Source organism: Chloroflexus sp. MS-CIW-1, assembly GCF_030444705.1.
GTDB lineage: Bacteria > Chloroflexota > Chloroflexia > Chloroflexales > Chloroflexaceae > Chloroflexus.
The window spans coordinates 1,893,957-1,909,350 of sequence record NZ_JAUBWR010000001.1 but is presented as its reverse complement, the minus strand read 5'-3'; the positions used below and the strand labels follow the sequence as shown (position 1 = coordinate 1,909,350).

At 52.6% G+C, this 15,394-nt stretch carries 12 protein-coding genes and 1 pseudogene; 5 read left to right on the top strand and 8 right to left on the bottom strand.

The window, feature by feature from the left end; all coding sequences use genetic code 11:
* Window positions 1–119: 119 nt before the first annotated feature.
* From QTO31_RS07705 to QTO31_RS07695, 3 genes are all read right to left on the bottom strand, one after another.
* Window positions 120–872, bottom strand: a complete 753-nt coding sequence (locus tag QTO31_RS07705; RefSeq protein ID WP_301428632.1) for a class I SAM-dependent methyltransferase — start codon at window positions 870–872, stop codon at window positions 120–122.
* Window positions 873–1,172: 300 nt separating this feature from the next.
* Window positions 1,173–4,238 (bottom strand): O-antigen ligase family protein, encoded by a 3,066-nt coding sequence (locus tag QTO31_RS07700; RefSeq protein WP_301428631.1) that lies wholly within the window; start codon window positions 4,236–4,238, stop codon window positions 1,173–1,175.
* A gap of 294 nt (window positions 4,239–4,532) precedes the next feature.
* Window positions 4,533–5,129, bottom strand: coding sequence for a DUF4126 domain-containing protein (locus QTO31_RS07695; protein WP_301428630.1), 597 nt, complete (start codon window positions 5,127–5,129; stop codon window positions 4,533–4,535).
* A gap of 615 nt (window positions 5,130–5,744) precedes the next feature.
* On the opposite strand from QTO31_RS07695, the gene QTO31_RS07690 reads away from it, so the two are divergent.
* Window positions 5,745–7,616: an ABC transporter ATP-binding protein gene (locus QTO31_RS07690; RefSeq protein WP_301428629.1), complete on the top strand. Its 1,872-nt coding sequence runs from the start codon at window positions 5,745–5,747 to the stop codon at window positions 7,614–7,616.
* A 221-nt stretch (window positions 7,617–7,837) separates the two neighbouring features.
* Here the strand turns inward: QTO31_RS07690 and QTO31_RS07685 are convergent, their stop codons facing one another.
* The 3 genes from QTO31_RS07685 to QTO31_RS07675 form a co-directional block, all read right to left on the bottom strand.
* A complete protein-coding gene (locus QTO31_RS07685; RefSeq protein ID WP_301428628.1) occupies window positions 7,838–8,959 on the bottom strand; it encodes a hypothetical protein in 1,122 nt (373 codons plus the stop codon).
* A 132-nt stretch (window positions 8,960–9,091) separates the two neighbouring features.
* Complete coding sequence (locus QTO31_RS07680; protein WP_031460935.1) at window positions 9,092–9,274, bottom strand: hypothetical protein; 183 nt, start codon at window positions 9,272–9,274, stop codon at window positions 9,092–9,094.
* 98 nt (window positions 9,275–9,372) lie between these two features.
* Window positions 9,373–10,266, bottom strand: a complete 894-nt coding sequence (locus QTO31_RS07675) for a prenyltransferase (protein WP_301428627.1) — start codon at window positions 10,264–10,266, stop codon at window positions 9,373–9,375.
* A gap of 289 nt (window positions 10,267–10,555) precedes the next feature.
* Between QTO31_RS07675 and QTO31_RS07670 the strand changes: the two genes are divergently transcribed.
* The 4 genes and pseudogenes from QTO31_RS07670 to QTO31_RS07655 form a co-directional block, all read left to right on the top strand.
* Window positions 10,556–11,104 carry a DUF305 domain-containing protein gene (locus QTO31_RS07670; RefSeq protein ID WP_301428626.1) on the top strand — a complete coding sequence of 183 codons (549 nt, stop codon included), beginning with the start codon at window positions 10,556–10,558 and terminating at the stop codon, window positions 11,102–11,104.
* Window positions 11,105–11,380: 276 nt separating this feature from the next.
* A complete protein-coding gene (locus tag QTO31_RS07665; RefSeq protein ID WP_301428624.1) occupies window positions 11,381–12,076 on the top strand; it encodes a response regulator transcription factor in 696 nt (231 codons plus the stop codon).
* The gene (locus tag QTO31_RS07660) at window positions 12,073–13,206 is read left to right on the top strand and encodes a sensor histidine kinase (protein WP_301428622.1); all 1,134 of its coding nucleotides are present in this window, start codon (window positions 12,073–12,075) and stop codon (window positions 13,204–13,206) included. The genes QTO31_RS07665 and QTO31_RS07660 overlap by 4 nt, the downstream gene beginning before the upstream one ends.
* Before the next feature lie 153 nt (window positions 13,207–13,359).
* Window positions 13,360–13,629: pseudogene (locus QTO31_RS07655) on the top strand (restriction endonuclease); the annotation flags it as partial.
* A 526-nt stretch (window positions 13,630–14,155) separates the two neighbouring features.
* Here the strand turns inward: QTO31_RS07655 and QTO31_RS07650 are convergent.
* Both QTO31_RS07650 and QTO31_RS07645 read right to left on the bottom strand, forming a co-directional pair.
* Window positions 14,156–14,851 (bottom strand): metal-dependent transcriptional regulator, encoded by a 696-nt coding sequence (locus QTO31_RS07650; RefSeq protein WP_301428619.1) that lies wholly within the window; start codon window positions 14,849–14,851, stop codon window positions 14,156–14,158.
* Window positions 14,852–15,024: 173 nt separating this feature from the next.
* Window positions 15,025–15,387, bottom strand: a complete 363-nt coding sequence (locus QTO31_RS07645) for an antibiotic biosynthesis monooxygenase family protein (RefSeq protein ID WP_301428617.1) — start codon at window positions 15,385–15,387, stop codon at window positions 15,025–15,027.
* Between the last annotated feature and the right edge of the window lie 7 nt (window positions 15,388–15,394).

Sequence of the window (15,394 nt, the reverse complement as noted above, 5' to 3'; positions counted from 1 at the left end):
ATAGGGAACACATAGCACTCACCCTATCGCTCTTAACACAGCAAAAATGGTTGGAGAAAGTTGAGGAATACCGACCATCATGCTCTCCTCAGACATATACACTGTGTGTCTATGAAACCTTATTTTGAGGAGATATGTTCACCACACTTGATTAGTCCGTATTCCCATAACTGATGTGGAGCATCAGGAGGAGAAGAACGGCGGGAGATCAGAGGTTGTAGAGAAAGCGTCTGCAGATAACGTTGCAAAGTTTGATAAGGAACTGCGTGAACCGATTGGGGGTATAGTTTAAATCGATAAAATAGATGATAATCGAGGATGCCAAATCGCTTACAGAGAAAATACAAACGCCGACGTAGCTGCAAACGATACCTCCAACGAATATAATGGCAAACATTGAAAAAGATCAGTCCGTTTGGTTTCAACATACGGACAAATTCAGTAATAGTATGAAGTACCGACCGATGATTCGGTATATGTTGAAAGACACCAAACGAAAAGATGAGATCGAAGCTCTGATCTGGTAAGTCGATTCTATCTGGCTGTAACAACAGAAAGCGTGTCTGTGGCAAATGGGCATGAAGCTGACGCGCTTTCTGTATTAGACTTTCGGCTACATCGACGCCAACATACTCATCGAACAATGTACGAAAAGCTGGTGCTAACCGGCCAATCCCACAACCAAAATCAAGTACACGGTTAAACTGCTTGGGATACCCAATTTGTGACATTTCCTGGTGAAGCTGTTCTACCTGAACGTAGCCGGTCTTCCAGAAAGCACTTAAATCCCAATTGCTGATACCCGTCATTGCCCAAAAAGGATCGAGCCTACCAAGCGCTTCCCACTGTTGTCGATTATAGTTCATGTTCATAGAGAATCTTCGCAAATAGCAAAACTACCAGAACAAAGGATTCATCGCCATGCCGTATTATGCAGAGGGTCAACTGTTGAGAAGGTCAACGATAACATTCCCAAAGCGCACGCCAATCCGTCTGTAGGTATTTACAGCTTATAAACATACAGCGTGCATACAGCATTCGCCTGAATCATGACATCTTCAGAGAAAACATGCGATAGTAAAATCTCCGTGAACCTGAGTGAATTTTTTCCTTACTCAATGGTTGAGGAAGCAAGTTGCGTACCCATGAGTTATGCAGATTACCAGCGTACCTTACTCTTGTTTTGCTGAAAAGGATGAATTGGCGTTACCCCATCCTCCTCTCCAGTGCGCACTGCACACCACCAACAGCCAGAAACTAAACGCCAGATCAGGCCAGAAGTAGAAAGCATCGACGAGGCCGTGCATCAGTGCACCAGCTAGTGTCGCCGCAGCACCGATGCTCAGTGGCGAGGGGGAGTGTACTGGCGCACGCAGAATACGCCATCCAGCCCATCCCAACCCGATGAAGAGCAGTGGCCCACCCCGTAGCAGGAGATCAAGCACCAGGTTGTGGGGATGCGCTGTGTAGACTTCGTTGGTGTTGAGGAGCGCTGGATCGATATAACGCTGATAGACGATCAGAAACTGATCGAGACCAATTCCAAATGGATGGTCAATGAATATTGCTAACGCCGCACGCCACGTCGCCAACCGGATGGTGCTACTTCCGGTAAACAGACTGAGTCGTTCAATACCGAAGATGGTCGCCGTGATGACAATCACTGCCACGACAAGGACCATCCCGATGATGAGCCGAGAACGGATACGCGGCGTCGCAGTAAAGAATAGAAGTCCACTCGCGGCTACCAACGCTCCTAGGTACGCGCCACGCGAGAAGGAGACCATCAGCGCGGCTAAGGATAACACAGCGATACCAGCCAAGATGATGGTTGGCCAACGCCGGCGCTGCTGCCAAACGCCCCACGCTAGCACCGTAGCAAGCGGCCAGACCCGCCCCATCGCTAGACCAAGATTGTTAGGGTGTCCGTATAAGCCAGTCGCCCGTACCACACCCTCGGTGGCAACCAGATCGGCACCGTGGCTGATTTTGGTACCGATGAGCGCCGTCAGGTCTATACCGCCAAATTGCGCCAGCGCTACCAGTGCTGAGACAGCGCCACCGGCTAACCAACCGAGCAGGACTGGGTAGAACACTGCCCGACCCTGCCGTTCGTGCCACCAGAGTAATCCGATAAAGAGCAGTGGCTCGATGATCATCCAGCGCAGTTCACGCAGGGCCGGGCCACGTACCTCGGCAATGAGTACCCCCCAGAGACCGCCAAGCAACACTAATCCGGCCGGTAGCAGCACCCATATTGTTGTCTGTAGAACCTTGAAACCCGGCCAACGCAACTGCCGCCAATCGCGTATGATAGTCGCAATTGTCGTCGTCCAGAGCACAACTTCATGCAGCGGAAGGTAGATGCCACTGTCACGAATGCCAAAACGGGCATCGAAGATTCCTTTTGGTATGAAATACAATGGAACAGTGATCGCTACCCAGCGAATAGCCAGATCGGGACGCGCAATGCTCAGACCGAGAAAGGGGAGAAAGCCAAGCATCGTTATGGGAAGCTGCGCCGATGCCCGGTACGCAATCGCCAGCGTGATCCCTTGCAAAGCAAAGATGATCCATTCGCGTCGTTCGTCAGCGATCTGCTGCCAGTGGTGTAAGAGGTGATCAAGCATCTGTAGTGCGGTGCGCATCGTGAGCGCACCCACTACTGCTAAACCTGCCACAAGAATGAGTGGCCCATAATCGCCGAGCGATCGCCAGGGCAGGTCGCGAATAACGGCAAAACCGGTTGGCGGCGTTTCACCGTTCACCTCAATCGTGTGCAACGTATCGGCCAGACCTTGGATTGCCTGACCATTCATTGATGTCTCTTGACCGTCGATGACAACGTTCATGAGCTTGCCACCGTGCAACTCAATACCGGTGCCAACAAAACGGAGCCGCCAACCGCTGCTTGTGCGCTCAACGGCCGGATGTTCCCAGGGATGGACACCAATGTGGGCTACTACTGGCGCACGCAGATATTCCTGCACGATGTGGTACGATGGCCTGAGCTGCCAGTCACGACTGACGAGAGCGAAATAGGGCGTGGGATCAGCCGGATCAGGTTCGGCATACCCACCGTAGCGCAACATCCAGACGTTCATGACCCCCATCCAGGGCCATTCACGACGGGCACGCTCGATCTGTGCAACCAGGTAGCGACCTTTTGTTTCTTCATCGACCGGTGGCCCCCAGACGAAGCGTCGTTCTGGCGGAATATCAGCAGGCGCCGCATTGTAGCCAAACTCTGTCACCCACACCGGTGTTGACCAGTCACCGTGACGTTCCATGACCTCGCGAAGCAGGACGACCCGACTAACATCGTTGCGGGTATCAATCGGACGTTGCCAGTTCCAGTTGTCACGACCACGTAGAAAGATGTAGCGATGCTCGGTTGGTGGCTGCCCCAAACCGTAATTCTGCGCCGCCATAATGTCGAAATATGCCGCCCCGCCCAACGTATAGATCGCATCGAGATATTCAAGTTCGGTCATCGGTGCTCGCGGATCAAGACCATCGGTTGGCGCCAGACCAGGGAAGAGAACAACTGCTTCGGGATTAGCCGACTTTACCGCTTCATAACCGACTCGGAGCAGCGCGAGAAAATCTGCCGGTTTTGGCTCTTGCCAGCCCCACTCGTTCTTGAGGTTTGGTTCATTCCAAATCTGAAAAAAACGAACCTGACCACGATAGCGTTCAACTAAGGTAGCCAGAAAACGGCCATAATCGGCTAAATCATCCGGCGGTCCGGTCGAATTGCCATCGACGGCCAGACCGGCCTGAAATTCCGGGGTCGCACATCCTCGCTCACAGGCCCAGGCCGGAGTGCGATCAACACGCATAATCAACTCAATGTTATGGGCTACCGCTGAAGCCACAATCCGGTCATACTTGGTCCAGCTTGATACCATCCCAATTGTCGCCTCGTTCCGGCGGTCAGTAAAATCACCGCGCCCGTGAATTTCAATATCTTCCCAGGGTACCTGCATTCGCACGTAGCTTGCACCTAATTCGCGAGCTAGCTTGAACGTGCGATCAACCACTGCGGGATCGGGTTCAAGGTGGAGGTTAAACACATTAACCCCTAATGCCGGGCCGTTGCTATAGGGAAAAGGTGTAGAAATGGGGGAACGAGATGCGATGCCGCGAAAAGCGGCATTATCCAACCAGACGGCAACGCCGAGGGTGACAATCAGCAGCACCCCCAAACCGGCTTGCCAGATAAAGCGAATGGTCATATTGCGCAGCATAGCGCAGAGAGTATAGACGGGTGAGCGATCAATGTCAAGCGATCCAGGTTTTTCCCTACCAGGCAGTGGTGAAAAGAGGAGAGGGGAGTGAGCGGGCAGGGCAGGTTATACCCTCGCCCCCACGGGCAGCGAAAGCTAGGGCGATGGTGACCACCTGCATCTGCCAAGACACGGGCTCGCGCTCCCAGGTAACCACATCAGGCAATGGTGACGGAAGAAGAGAGACAGGAAGGGCGGGTTACATAGATTGTACACCTCGTATCCAACAAGCCCGAATATGGTTCATGGTACGTGCGAAACACCGTTGCGCCGTAATTTTGCCTCGCGCCAAACCCGTACTGCACCACGAATGAAACGGAAGGCGACAAAACCCAGAATCAGAGCAATTATCAGAGCCACCATCGGTAAGAAGATCGCTAGCAGGCTCAGCACAAACGATAGCGCATCTTCCAGAAAACTCACAAAAGGATTAGCAGTACCACCCGTTGCCGCAGTCACCGCCGGGCGGATACTGGTACGCGCACTCTGGGTGCCCGTAGCAGCAATGATCGCAGCCACCGCAACAACTGCTGGATGAATAGAAACGGCATCAGTTGCCGTAGCAAGGGCAACAATCGCTCCAGCAATCGGGCTAATGACCAGACCGATGATATGGAGCACGCTATCGACCGCTGGAACTTTGTCACCGATAAAATCGATCAGCGCCAGGATTGCCAACACAACCATCGTGATTGGATGACTGAGTAGATCAAACGGCTCGCTAAGCTGGATCAGACCCAACCGCGAAAGTACACTGACGGTAAGAAGTGGGAGATAGGCATTGAGACCGGTAGCTGTCGCTAAACCCAGCGAACTCGCAAGTGCAATGATTGTCTCCATACGAATGCTCCAGGGTCACGGATTCCATCAATCGCCACCTACACCTTACAGAGCGTGTCGGCAAGTCTCGGTGCTCTCACCCATTAGTGAGCAAGCGAGATCGGGCTACTCAAGTTTTTAGTGTCTGTGCTACAAAGCACGCTCGACCTTTCACCCTGTTCTCTGACATACAAAAAGGAGGAAGAGGAGCTTGAGGCAGGTTGGTCACCCACCTCTCCCGCTCACTCCGCTGGCACGAGCTGAAAAGCCCTGGTGTCCCGAAGCGATGTTACTATCACAGCCGGTTGTAAACCAACAACAATCAACAATATTGTAGCTTATGCTGTCATTCACACCACTACCCTATTAAACGCTCAATGGTAACAAAAAGTTGCAAAGTGATTCGGCCTGCACTCGAGACATCACCACGTGGCGCGATGAATGCCTCGAGACGAAAAGAGAACTGCCATACCTGGCATGAACACAGGTCAGACAAAGTTGTGAGATACTTTTGAGTAACGAGCGCCGCGACACGGCGCACCAGCATCGCCTTGCCATAGAAGCGGTGCGCGAATCGGCCTTCTTTCGACAACGGGATATTTCGGATAGGTTCTAAGAACAGTACCTGGAGATATTATGACCGGTCGAATTCACCGTCGTCCACGATCATCACCTGGCCGACCACACCCGCAGAACTGGCGGCAACGAATTGGTGAAGCGCGTCAAACGTTATCCAACATTCCGGCTGCCTTTCGCCTGGTCTGGCAGGCCGACCGCAAGCATACCACGGTGATGGCAATGATCACGCTGGTAGCAGCAGGCTTACCATTAGCACAGGCGTATGTTGCGCAGCAGATTGTTGACAAAGTAGTTGCAGTCGTACAACAAGGACTCGACCCACTGACCGGTCTGGAACAGACGCTCCCATGGCTGCTGAGTGAGTTTGGATTGATCACAGCCGGGGCAGTGTTCATGCAGCTTCGATCATTGAGTGAGCATATCTTGAATGCACGCTTGAGCAATCTGATTAATGTCACGATCATGCGAAAAGCACTCTTGCTCGATCTCCACTATTTTGAAGACGCCCAATATTATGACAAATTGCAAAATGCACGCCGCGAAACGAACTGGCGTGCTATGGCCATGGTCAACACCGTGTTTAGCGCTATTCAGCACATATTGACATTGATCTCATTCACGACCAGCCTGCTCTGGTTTAGCCCACTGATAGCACTAATTTTGTTTGGTGCGACGATCCCTGCCTTCCTCGCCCAGACTCATTTCAGTCGGCTCCGTTTTCGCTTGCTGACCTGGCATGCACCGGAGTTTCGGCACATGCAATACCTCGAATATCTGTTGACTGTCGATACTGCGGCGAAAGAGGTCAAGCTCTTCGGGTTAGGCGAACCACTGATCGCACGTCATCAAGTTCAGTTCCAGCGCTTCTTTTACGAAGATGCTACGCTGGCCAGGAAACGATCACTGATCAGCATGTGGTGGGGGATAGTCGCTAGCGCCGGTTATTACGCCGCGTATGGCTGGCTGATCTGGCAAACAGGAGCCGGCGTGATCACGATTGGTGCTATGACCTTCTACCTCACCATTTTTCAGCGCAGCCAGTCGGTCGTGCAAACCCTCTTCAGCAATCTGGCTCAGCTCTACGAAGGGGGATTATTCCTGAACAACCTCTTTGATTTTCTCGCCCTGGAGCCACGCATATCAGACGGGCGCAATCTGCCGGTACCTCGCCCGATCCGACAGGGGATCGAATTTCGTAATGTCAGCTTCCGCTATCCAGATCGGGCTGAGTGGGCGTTACGCGACATTAATCTACACATTGCACCGGGTGAGAAAATTGCCCTCGTTGGCGCAAATGGCGCGGGGAAAACGACACTGATCAAATTACTGACTCGCCTCTACGATCCGACCGAAGGCCAGATCCTGCTCGATGGTATTGATTTGCGCGATTACAATCTTCATGAGCTTCGGCAACGCATCGGCGTCATTTTTCAAGATTTTGTTCGCTATCAGGCTACGGCACGCGAGAATATCGGTTTCGGGCAGATTGAAGAGGTCGCGAATGAAGCAAGGGTGCGCGCCGCGGCTGAACGTGGTGGTGCTGACGAGATCGTGCGTCGTTTAGCAAACGGCTACGACACCATGCTGGGGCGTTGGTTTGAAAACGGTGCTGAGCTATCCGGTGGTCAGTGGCAAAAAATTGCATTGGGACGCGCTTTCATGCGCGATAGCGAGGTCTTGGTGCTCGATGAGCCAACGGCGGCCCTCGATGCTGAACAAGAGTATGAAATCTTTCAGCGTTTTCGTGATTTAACAGCCGGACGCATCGCAGTGTTGATCAGCCATCGCTTTTCAACGGTACGGATGGCAGACCGGATTGTTGTGCTCGACAATGGCCGTATTATCGAAACAGGCACGCATCAGGAACTGGTGGCAGCCAACAGAATGTACGCCCGTTTGTTTCATCTTCAGGCTGCCGGATACCGGTAATGTTCTTGGGTTGACACGCTCGATGGCAGCAAACATGAGCGCGTTTGAGAAACGCGCTCCGCATAGACTGCTGCGGAATACGCCGGACAACCTTCACCTTTCCCCAGCCCCATCTTCTCCCCTTGTGAAAGAAGATAGTGGAGACAACGAGCGGCTTGGAAAGAGGTACTTCCCAACAACGTTCGTGCAAAACCTTCACCTGCCAACCTGCGCTGCGCCAACTACCGCGCATACGTCTGAATCGTTTCGCCAAAAGCACGCTCGGCAGCGGCAGCTCGTCGGAGCAGATCAGTGACCGATCCTGATTGCGGATCGCTAGCCACCTGGTCGTAGAATGTCGCCGCTTCTTCAAGATAAGCGGCAGCCTGCACCAACGTTGTATCAGCAGCAAATCGCTCGCGCAAAAATGCAGCGTTATCGTGGCGGAACCGTGCTGTGGTGGCAAACAACTCGCCAAGCTGAGCAGCATGCACTCGCTTTTGTTCGATCTTCTCAATCAGTCGTTCAAGTGCAACGACACCCGACGTTAGACCGTACTGATCTGCGCCAAGCGTCACTCGCGCTAATTGCTGCCAGATTGGCCTTAAATCATTGGTCGGCGCAACAGGCGTAAAAACGGTCAGATTGTACCGCCACGGATAGCTAAAAACCGCCGCCTGAGACTCCATTGCGGCTAGCAGTTGTGCGTGAGTTCGATACAAACCGCTTGCTCCTGCCGGATATTGACCAGGCTGACAGGGAGCCGGGGGGATGCAGACTGTCTCGTAAACGAAGAAACCTTGCTGATCGTAGCCAACCAGCACTTCACTATGTCCGATAAAAGTAGACTGATCGTACAATCGCCCCATATCCAGCGCAACCCGTACCGGATACCCCCGCGCAAGAAATGACTGTGCCGCCGCTATCCATAGATCGGCATCGTCGGTCACGTAGTATTGACGTTCCAGGCCCAGATACGGCGCTGCCACGAGCATGCCGATTTCCGGGTCTTGACCAAAGGGAATGAGCTCATCACTATCGGGAATAGCGGTAAAACCGTAAGTAAAGGCCATCAGCAGATCAATTGCCGGTCGCGGCTGGTGATTCCCGTGCTGAGCAGCAATCATCTGTAGACTGGTTGACTGACAAACCGGCAAATCGGCGGCAATCCAGGGCATATCCTGGAGGGTGCTTGCAGCAGGAGCAGGCTGAATATCGGCTGCGGTCAGGGAACGAGCCTGGTAGGTGCTTTTGTAGTAGTACGCTACCATTGCACTACGCAGCATTGGCCAGCCAATACCGACCCCGATCCCTACGATGACAATAATGCTGCCAATGGTAATGATAATATTACGCCAGCGCACGATGATCCTCGCTTATGCTTCCATGTCTCTACCTCATCGTAGCATAAGCCTGGCGATCCTTACACGATAAAGATATTCATCGGGTGAGATCAAATCTCAACAAATGCTGAGAAACTATCGCTAGCACGAAAGCTAACTTTCGTGACGTTGCCGCAAGAGCTTGATCCGCCGTACCTGATGTTCAGTAGGCGAAGAATCAGATTGCCAACGCGACCGCCGCCATGGAGCACAACATGCGACCAAAAACCAGGCTAGACCGGCAATCACGAGCACTAACAGCCCCTGAACGAGGGTAATGAGACCGGCCACCTCCATAGACGTACCTCCGTAATCTGACGTTGAGGATGATCTTACTCGCAGAATAAGTATATGCTAATAAAAAGATTTTGTAAACCATTAAGTGTGTAAATTCCTCAACGGATGACCATCCACCAGAGGTAACCGGCAATATGGGCCAACATCAAAACCACCATTGTCGCGGCCCCGGCAACAGGCGAATCGGTACGGGTAAGGCGGAACGCGGTATACACCCCAACCGGCAGCGTTATGACAACAGATAGCGCCACGGTAGGCGGTACCAACCATGGACTGAAAAACACCGGCAATCCATAGGCCAGAAGCAGACTCGCCCACCACCACCAGCGAACCTTTTCGCCGTAGATCACGGCAAGCGTGAATTTTCCTACCTGAGCATCGGCCTGCCGGTCTGCCCAGTGCACACCGATAATACAGACGAGTGCAGCAGCAACCACCGGTAGCAACTGAAGGTAGACCCGCAATGACGGCATACCATGCGCACAGGCGTAAGCCATGAGTGGCATGAGCAACCCCCCGAGTAGCGCATTCGTCAACTCACCCCAGCCGCGTCGTTCGAGTGCTATAGGCGGTACCGAATACAACCAGCCACCGAGTAAGCCAAGCACGAGGATCATCCCAGCGACCACGGGGATCGTCCCCGTTATAACCGCCCATACGCCAGAAAGGATGGTTAAGAGACTCACCACCAACGCCGCCTGTAGCGCCAATGCTCGATCCGCGAAACCAGCCGCAATCGCTCCGCTGCCACCAGACATACCGGTGTGACGAGCCAGCGCATCGGTATCGGCATCAGCGTATTCATCGGCGTAATGGGCAGCCAGATTCGCCAGCATCGTCAGCGCTAAACCAACCGCTTGCGGTTGCCAGGCCACTGGCCCATCAGCGGCGGCGATGACAACTCCTACCGCATACGCCAACACACCACTCGGTAGAATAAGCGGACGACTCATCAGCCATAAGCCGTAGAGTTTGGTCAGAGAGAAAGCCATCGCAAACAACCTCTGAAATGTTCCCAGACCATCAAAGAGTGAGAAGATAAAGACATTGTATCATCAGTGGCACCTCTAAATCGGCAGCGAGGAGTGAGGAGAGAAGTGCATTTCAACACGCGCTCGCCGAACACAGTCACCCATCATGTCGCGATCCATAGCAGAGGCTATACTGCTACCTGCGCAACAGAACCCTCTCAGCGAATCCTAACCCTCCCTTGAGCAAATCTTGAACTTCGTGCTCCATACTAATACAGGCAAACGTTTTCTTAACCGGAGAGGTGACACGATGCATCGAATGTTTTTCCTGCTGCTCCTGATTCTTGCTGCGTGTAGCCAGACACCCGCCCCAACACCGATGAGCGGGATGGATCACTCAACAATGAACATGCCTTCTGCTGATGTTCCGTATGATGCACTCTTCATCGATAGCATGATCGTCCACCACGAGGGCGCAGTAACAATGGCCCGTCAGGCTTTGCAAGAGAGTCAACGCCCTGAGATTCGGCAACTGGCAGAAGCAATCATTGCTACTCAGGAAGCAGAAATAACCAAGATGAAAGCCTGGCGGCAGATATGGTACCCAGATGTGCCCTCAACTGATGGTATGGGAATGGAGATGGGGCCGATGACGTTTGCTGAAGGCAATGCACCTTTTGACCAACGCTTTATCGAGGCCATGATCCCGCATCATGAGGGCGCTATTGCAATGGCACGTGATGCACTACAAAACGCCGAACATGCTGAAATAAAAGAATTAGCACGTGCTATCATTACAGCCCAAGAAGCCGAGATTAGCCAGATGCGAGAGTGGTTACGCACCTGGTTTAATCAGTAGCAATACACTGGCGAGAAGGTATTCCCGTTTCTTTGCCTGATTTCGCAGACTTCTGGCCCATATCTGGATAAGTGGGTAAAATCAGTGCAAGCGCAGCATCATACACTGGAGGGCAGACTCGGAACCTGCCCCACCGGTGTGGTGACGGGTATGATCGGCAAGTCATGCTATTCTGGCAGTAGCACGAACGACCAGGTATGAGGTAAAGGGGGCGTGGCTGCCAACAACTGGCGGAAAAGGATTTTTCAGATACACTCCTGGCGAGAAGCATAGTATATGACCGTACCGGTGATCTTAATTGTCGATGATGAGAAGCGCCTGCGCGACCTGGTGGAGCAGTACTTGACTCAGGCTGGCTTTCGGGTCTTCCAGGCTACCGATGGTGTGACCGCACTCACCCAGGCCCGAATACTACACCCTGACCTGATCATCCTCGATCTTATGCTGCCAGGACTAGACGGTTTTGCGGTATGCCGTCACCTGCGTACCTTTTCTGATGCCTATATCTTGATGCTAACTGCCAGAGCAGAGGAGGCTGATCGGATCAGCGGATTAGAGATCGGCGCTGATGATTACCTCGTCAAGCCATTTTCGCCACGCGAACTGATTGCCCGAGTACGAACATTGTTGCGCCGACCGCGGCACACGATGGACAAAGGTACGCCACGAATTATTACGGTTGGCCCTTTGTCCATCGATTGTGATGCGCATACCGTCACATTAGATGGCGAAGCGATCAATCTGACACCATTAGAGTATCGCCTCTTAACGGTATTGGCAACAGCACCCGGACGAGTCTTTTCGCGTGCTCAATTGCTTGACCACGTGTGGGGAAACGACTACTTTGGCGATGAACACGTTTTGGAAGTCCATATTGCGAATTTGCGAAAAAAGCTTGGCGACGATCCAGCACGACCGAGGTTTATCTTTACCGTGCGTAGTGTAGGATATCGATTTGGGGCGCGACCGTGAAGGACTGGCTAGTACGCGGCGGATTACGCCGCCGTTTATTATTTATGAATCTTTTAAGTATCGCTGCTGGGGCGATAGCACTGTTAACAATCACGATCATTTTTGCACCGGGCTTACATGATCGACTGATGATCGCCTGGTTAGGACCACACTGGACAGACGCGGCTGATGCGAACATGGTGGAAATGGAACGAGCAACGAATGAAATCTTTACATTGGCTATGCTTCAAGCCCTGACTATCAGCAGTGGAGCGGCCATGATCGTAGCCGTCGTTGTGAGTGTGGTCATATCACGACAAATCGTGCAACCAATCGAGCATCTCTTGCAAACTACACACCGAATTGCCACCGGCCATTATAGTGAACGGGTACCACTGCTCGGCGATCACGAACTGAAACGACTGGCAAGCCAATTTAACCTGATGGCAGCCGCATTGGAGCGTGCGGAACAACGTCGAATAGCGCTGATCGGTGATGTTGCCCACGAGCTGCGTACCCCACTGGCGACGATTGCCGGCTACATTGAAGGGATGCTCGATGGAGTGGTTGAGCCTGATGAAGCAACCTGGGCATTAGTGCTTGACGAAGTTTATCGCCTGCGCCGATTAACCAACGATTTGCAAGATTTATCGCGCCTCGAATCACACCATATTGGATTACACCTGGAACCGATAGAACCGATACATTTGATCGAGGCTGCATTAGCCCGCCTGAGACCACAATTTACTACGAAAGGTATCGCGCTTTCCGTACAGGTTTCTCCACATCTGCCACCGGTCTGGGCCGATCGTCATCGAATATTGCAGGTTCTGGTCAATTTGTTGGGAAATGCTCTGCAATATACACCAACCGGTGGACAGGTCATTATTAACGCCGATACCAATGGTAATGCTGTGCGTTTCTGCATTCAGGATACCGGCATCGGCATCGCTGCCGAACATCTTCCGCATCTCTTCGAGCGCTTCTACCGCGTCGATCCCTCGCGCACACGGGCAACCGGCGGCACCGGGATCGGTCTCACCATCTGCAAGGCGTTGGTAGAGTTGCATAGCGGGCAAATAGGAGCGGCGAGCGACGGCCCAGGACAGGGATCGACCTTTTGGTTTACCTTACCTTGCTGCATGATTTGAGGATGCGTGTGGTGAGTTGTGATGAACTGACCACCATTCAGGCCCTAGAGCGGGACGCACCGACCCAGCCAATGCAGCCCAGGCAGATGGAACGCCTTTCAGCACTCGGAGAGCAACGTGTTGATGCTGCGGTCTGCAACATGGCCTTAATGATGGGACAATGTCGTGGGAAGACCTGAGATACAGAAGTTCGTTGGCGCACTTATGGGGAAGCGAGCAAAGAAAGGAATCTTCATTACAACATCATCGTTTTCTAAAGAAGCTGAGGCATACGCATCGAGTATTGATGCCAGAATTGTCCTGATTGACGGAAATCGTCTGGCAGAGTTGATGATAGACTACATAGACTACGATGTAGGTGTTACTACTGTAACGACGTACCAACTTAAACGAGTTGATTCGGATTACTTTGGCAATGGGTAAAAGGGGCTGGCGAACACGTGCTTGCACCTAACACTGCTGCACTGTGCTTTACAGCGGCTGAATTGCATGCCTTCAGGCTGTCGGATGCCAGTTTGTTCCCACGCATGATACGTCGATAGCTGAATGGAAGTGCAGAATGAAGTGCACACTGAACATGACAGGCAGTTGACTGCTAATGCTTGGAAGCCTGGTAGTGCTTCTCACAGTGACCTTTGATGAGCCGCGCAAGGGAGCACAATCAGGCAAGCCTTCTCATCCCTTGTTGAGACAATAACACTGCTACTGAGAGTCGTTCTGGTTTTCCGAACCCAAAATCGTGCTGAACTATTCCAGCAGCCATCGGTATCACCGGTACAAGATCACGTCCAGACGTTGTTCGAGATGGGTATGGTCTCGGGATGAGCAAGAGCCGACCGCTCCAAACGAGGCAATCTGCGCCTCAACACAAACTATGACCTGAGCGTATAGAGTGTATGTTGGAAACGGGCTAATCACTAACAATCCTTCCCGTTTGGCTAACCCATAGCTACTCGATCACCACGAATAGTGCATCGGCAATTCGTGGCCCTAACACTAATACTTGTTGATCAACCACAATAACGCAGCGTTGGAAGGGATCGAGAACACGTATAAGGCTACGTGCCGGTAATAGCTCATGACTCCAAAGCCGTTGCAACAGATGAGGCTCGTAGCCCACCCATTCGGCGATGCGGGTTAAGCGACAGCGCTGCCCTAACGGTGCATTCGATACAGGTATCTCGCTCGGTACCAATTCACTCCGTCCAGGGATCGGGTTGCCGTGCGGACACACCAGCGCATGGCGTGTTTGTTCAGCCACCCGCTCAAGAAACAGCGAAGAGACTACTGGCACCAGCCGGATGGCCTCGCGATGAACAAATATCCACGGTACGCCAAGCACATCGAACAAGAACCGCTCGAGCAGGCGATGACGCACAACCAGTTGTCGAGCCAGTGCAGAGCCGTTCGCAGTTAATACCAGTTTCCCCTGTCTATCGGCGGTTATCAACTGGCGCGTCAGTAAACGTTGTAGAATCGGCAAGGTCTGCTCAGGCTCACCGCGCAAATAACGCAATAATTGAGTGGTGAAAACTGCTTCGTTATGTTCAGACAGATCGGCCAGCACAAGCAGACATCTGGCCTCAGTTTCCGCGAGCTGCATAATTCCTGGTGCAAAAAGGAGCGGTAGAGAAGATGTGACCATGGATAACACTCCACTGCGTAATGATACTTATGTCAATTCAAGAAGATCGGCGCCGACCTTAACGAGAGTCCGAAGCATCGACGCCGATCGCTCGCTATCTGTTACTGGCAGCGGTGTTTACACGCACGCCATACCGGATCAGTCAGCCGACAACCATTGCGCTGATCGGGTCATCACTCACTATGAACCCTAAACGGCTTTCCACGTGGCTCTGCCTCCAAATCAGGTCGGCTTGTATCGAGAATGATCTCGTGCAATTCGAGTTTATTAGGTGCGACAAAAGCTTCTTTCGGTAATGTACCGGAACGAGCATGTCCCTGACGAAATTCGTCCGACCGCACCCATGCCTCGAAATGTGCCCGACTCTCCCAGGTGGTAAGCACGATATAAGGATCACCAGGATTGACTGGACGAAGGAGCTGATTGCTGATAAATCCAGGCATCCGGTCAACGAGACGGGCACGATTGCGAAAGGTCTCCTCGAACAGCTCTGCATAGTCGGGATGAACGAAAATCCGATTCGCTGTCGTAATCATGGGTTAT

What these genes read in the sequence shown, in the direction of transcription:
- QTO31_RS07705 (WP_301428632.1), bottom strand. Translation starts at nt 872, where the DNA reads ATGAACATGAACTATAATCGACAACAGTGGGAAGCGCTTGGTAGGCTC.
- QTO31_RS07700 (WP_301428631.1), bottom strand. Translation starts at nt 4,238, where the DNA reads ATGACCATTCGCTTTATCTGGCAAGCCGGTTTGGGGGTGCTGCTGATT.
- QTO31_RS07695 (WP_301428630.1), bottom strand. Translation starts at nt 5,129, where the DNA reads ATGGAGACAATCATTGCACTTGCGAGTTCGCTGGGTTTAGCGACAGCT.
- QTO31_RS07690 (WP_301428629.1), top strand. Translation starts at nt 5,745, where the DNA reads ATGACCGGTCGAATTCACCGTCGTCCACGATCATCACCTGGCCGACCA.
- QTO31_RS07680 (WP_031460935.1), bottom strand. Translation starts at nt 9,274, where the DNA reads ATGGAGGTGGCCGGTCTCATTACCCTCGTTCAGGGGCTGTTAGTGCTC.
- QTO31_RS07675 (WP_301428627.1), bottom strand. Translation starts at nt 10,266, where the DNA reads ATGGCTTTCTCTCTGACCAAACTCTACGGCTTATGGCTGATGAGTCGT.
- QTO31_RS07670 (WP_301428626.1), top strand. Translation starts at nt 10,556, where the DNA reads ATGCATCGAATGTTTTTCCTGCTGCTCCTGATTCTTGCTGCGTGTAGC.
- QTO31_RS07665 (WP_301428624.1), top strand. Translation starts at nt 11,381, where the DNA reads ATGACCGTACCGGTGATCTTAATTGTCGATGATGAGAAGCGCCTGCGC.
- QTO31_RS07650 (WP_301428619.1), bottom strand. Translation starts at nt 14,851, where the DNA reads ATGGTCACATCTTCTCTACCGCTCCTTTTTGCACCAGGAATTATGCAG.
- QTO31_RS07645 (WP_301428617.1), bottom strand. Translation starts at nt 15,387, where the DNA reads ATGATTACGACAGCGAATCGGATTTTCGTTCATCCCGACTATGCAGAG.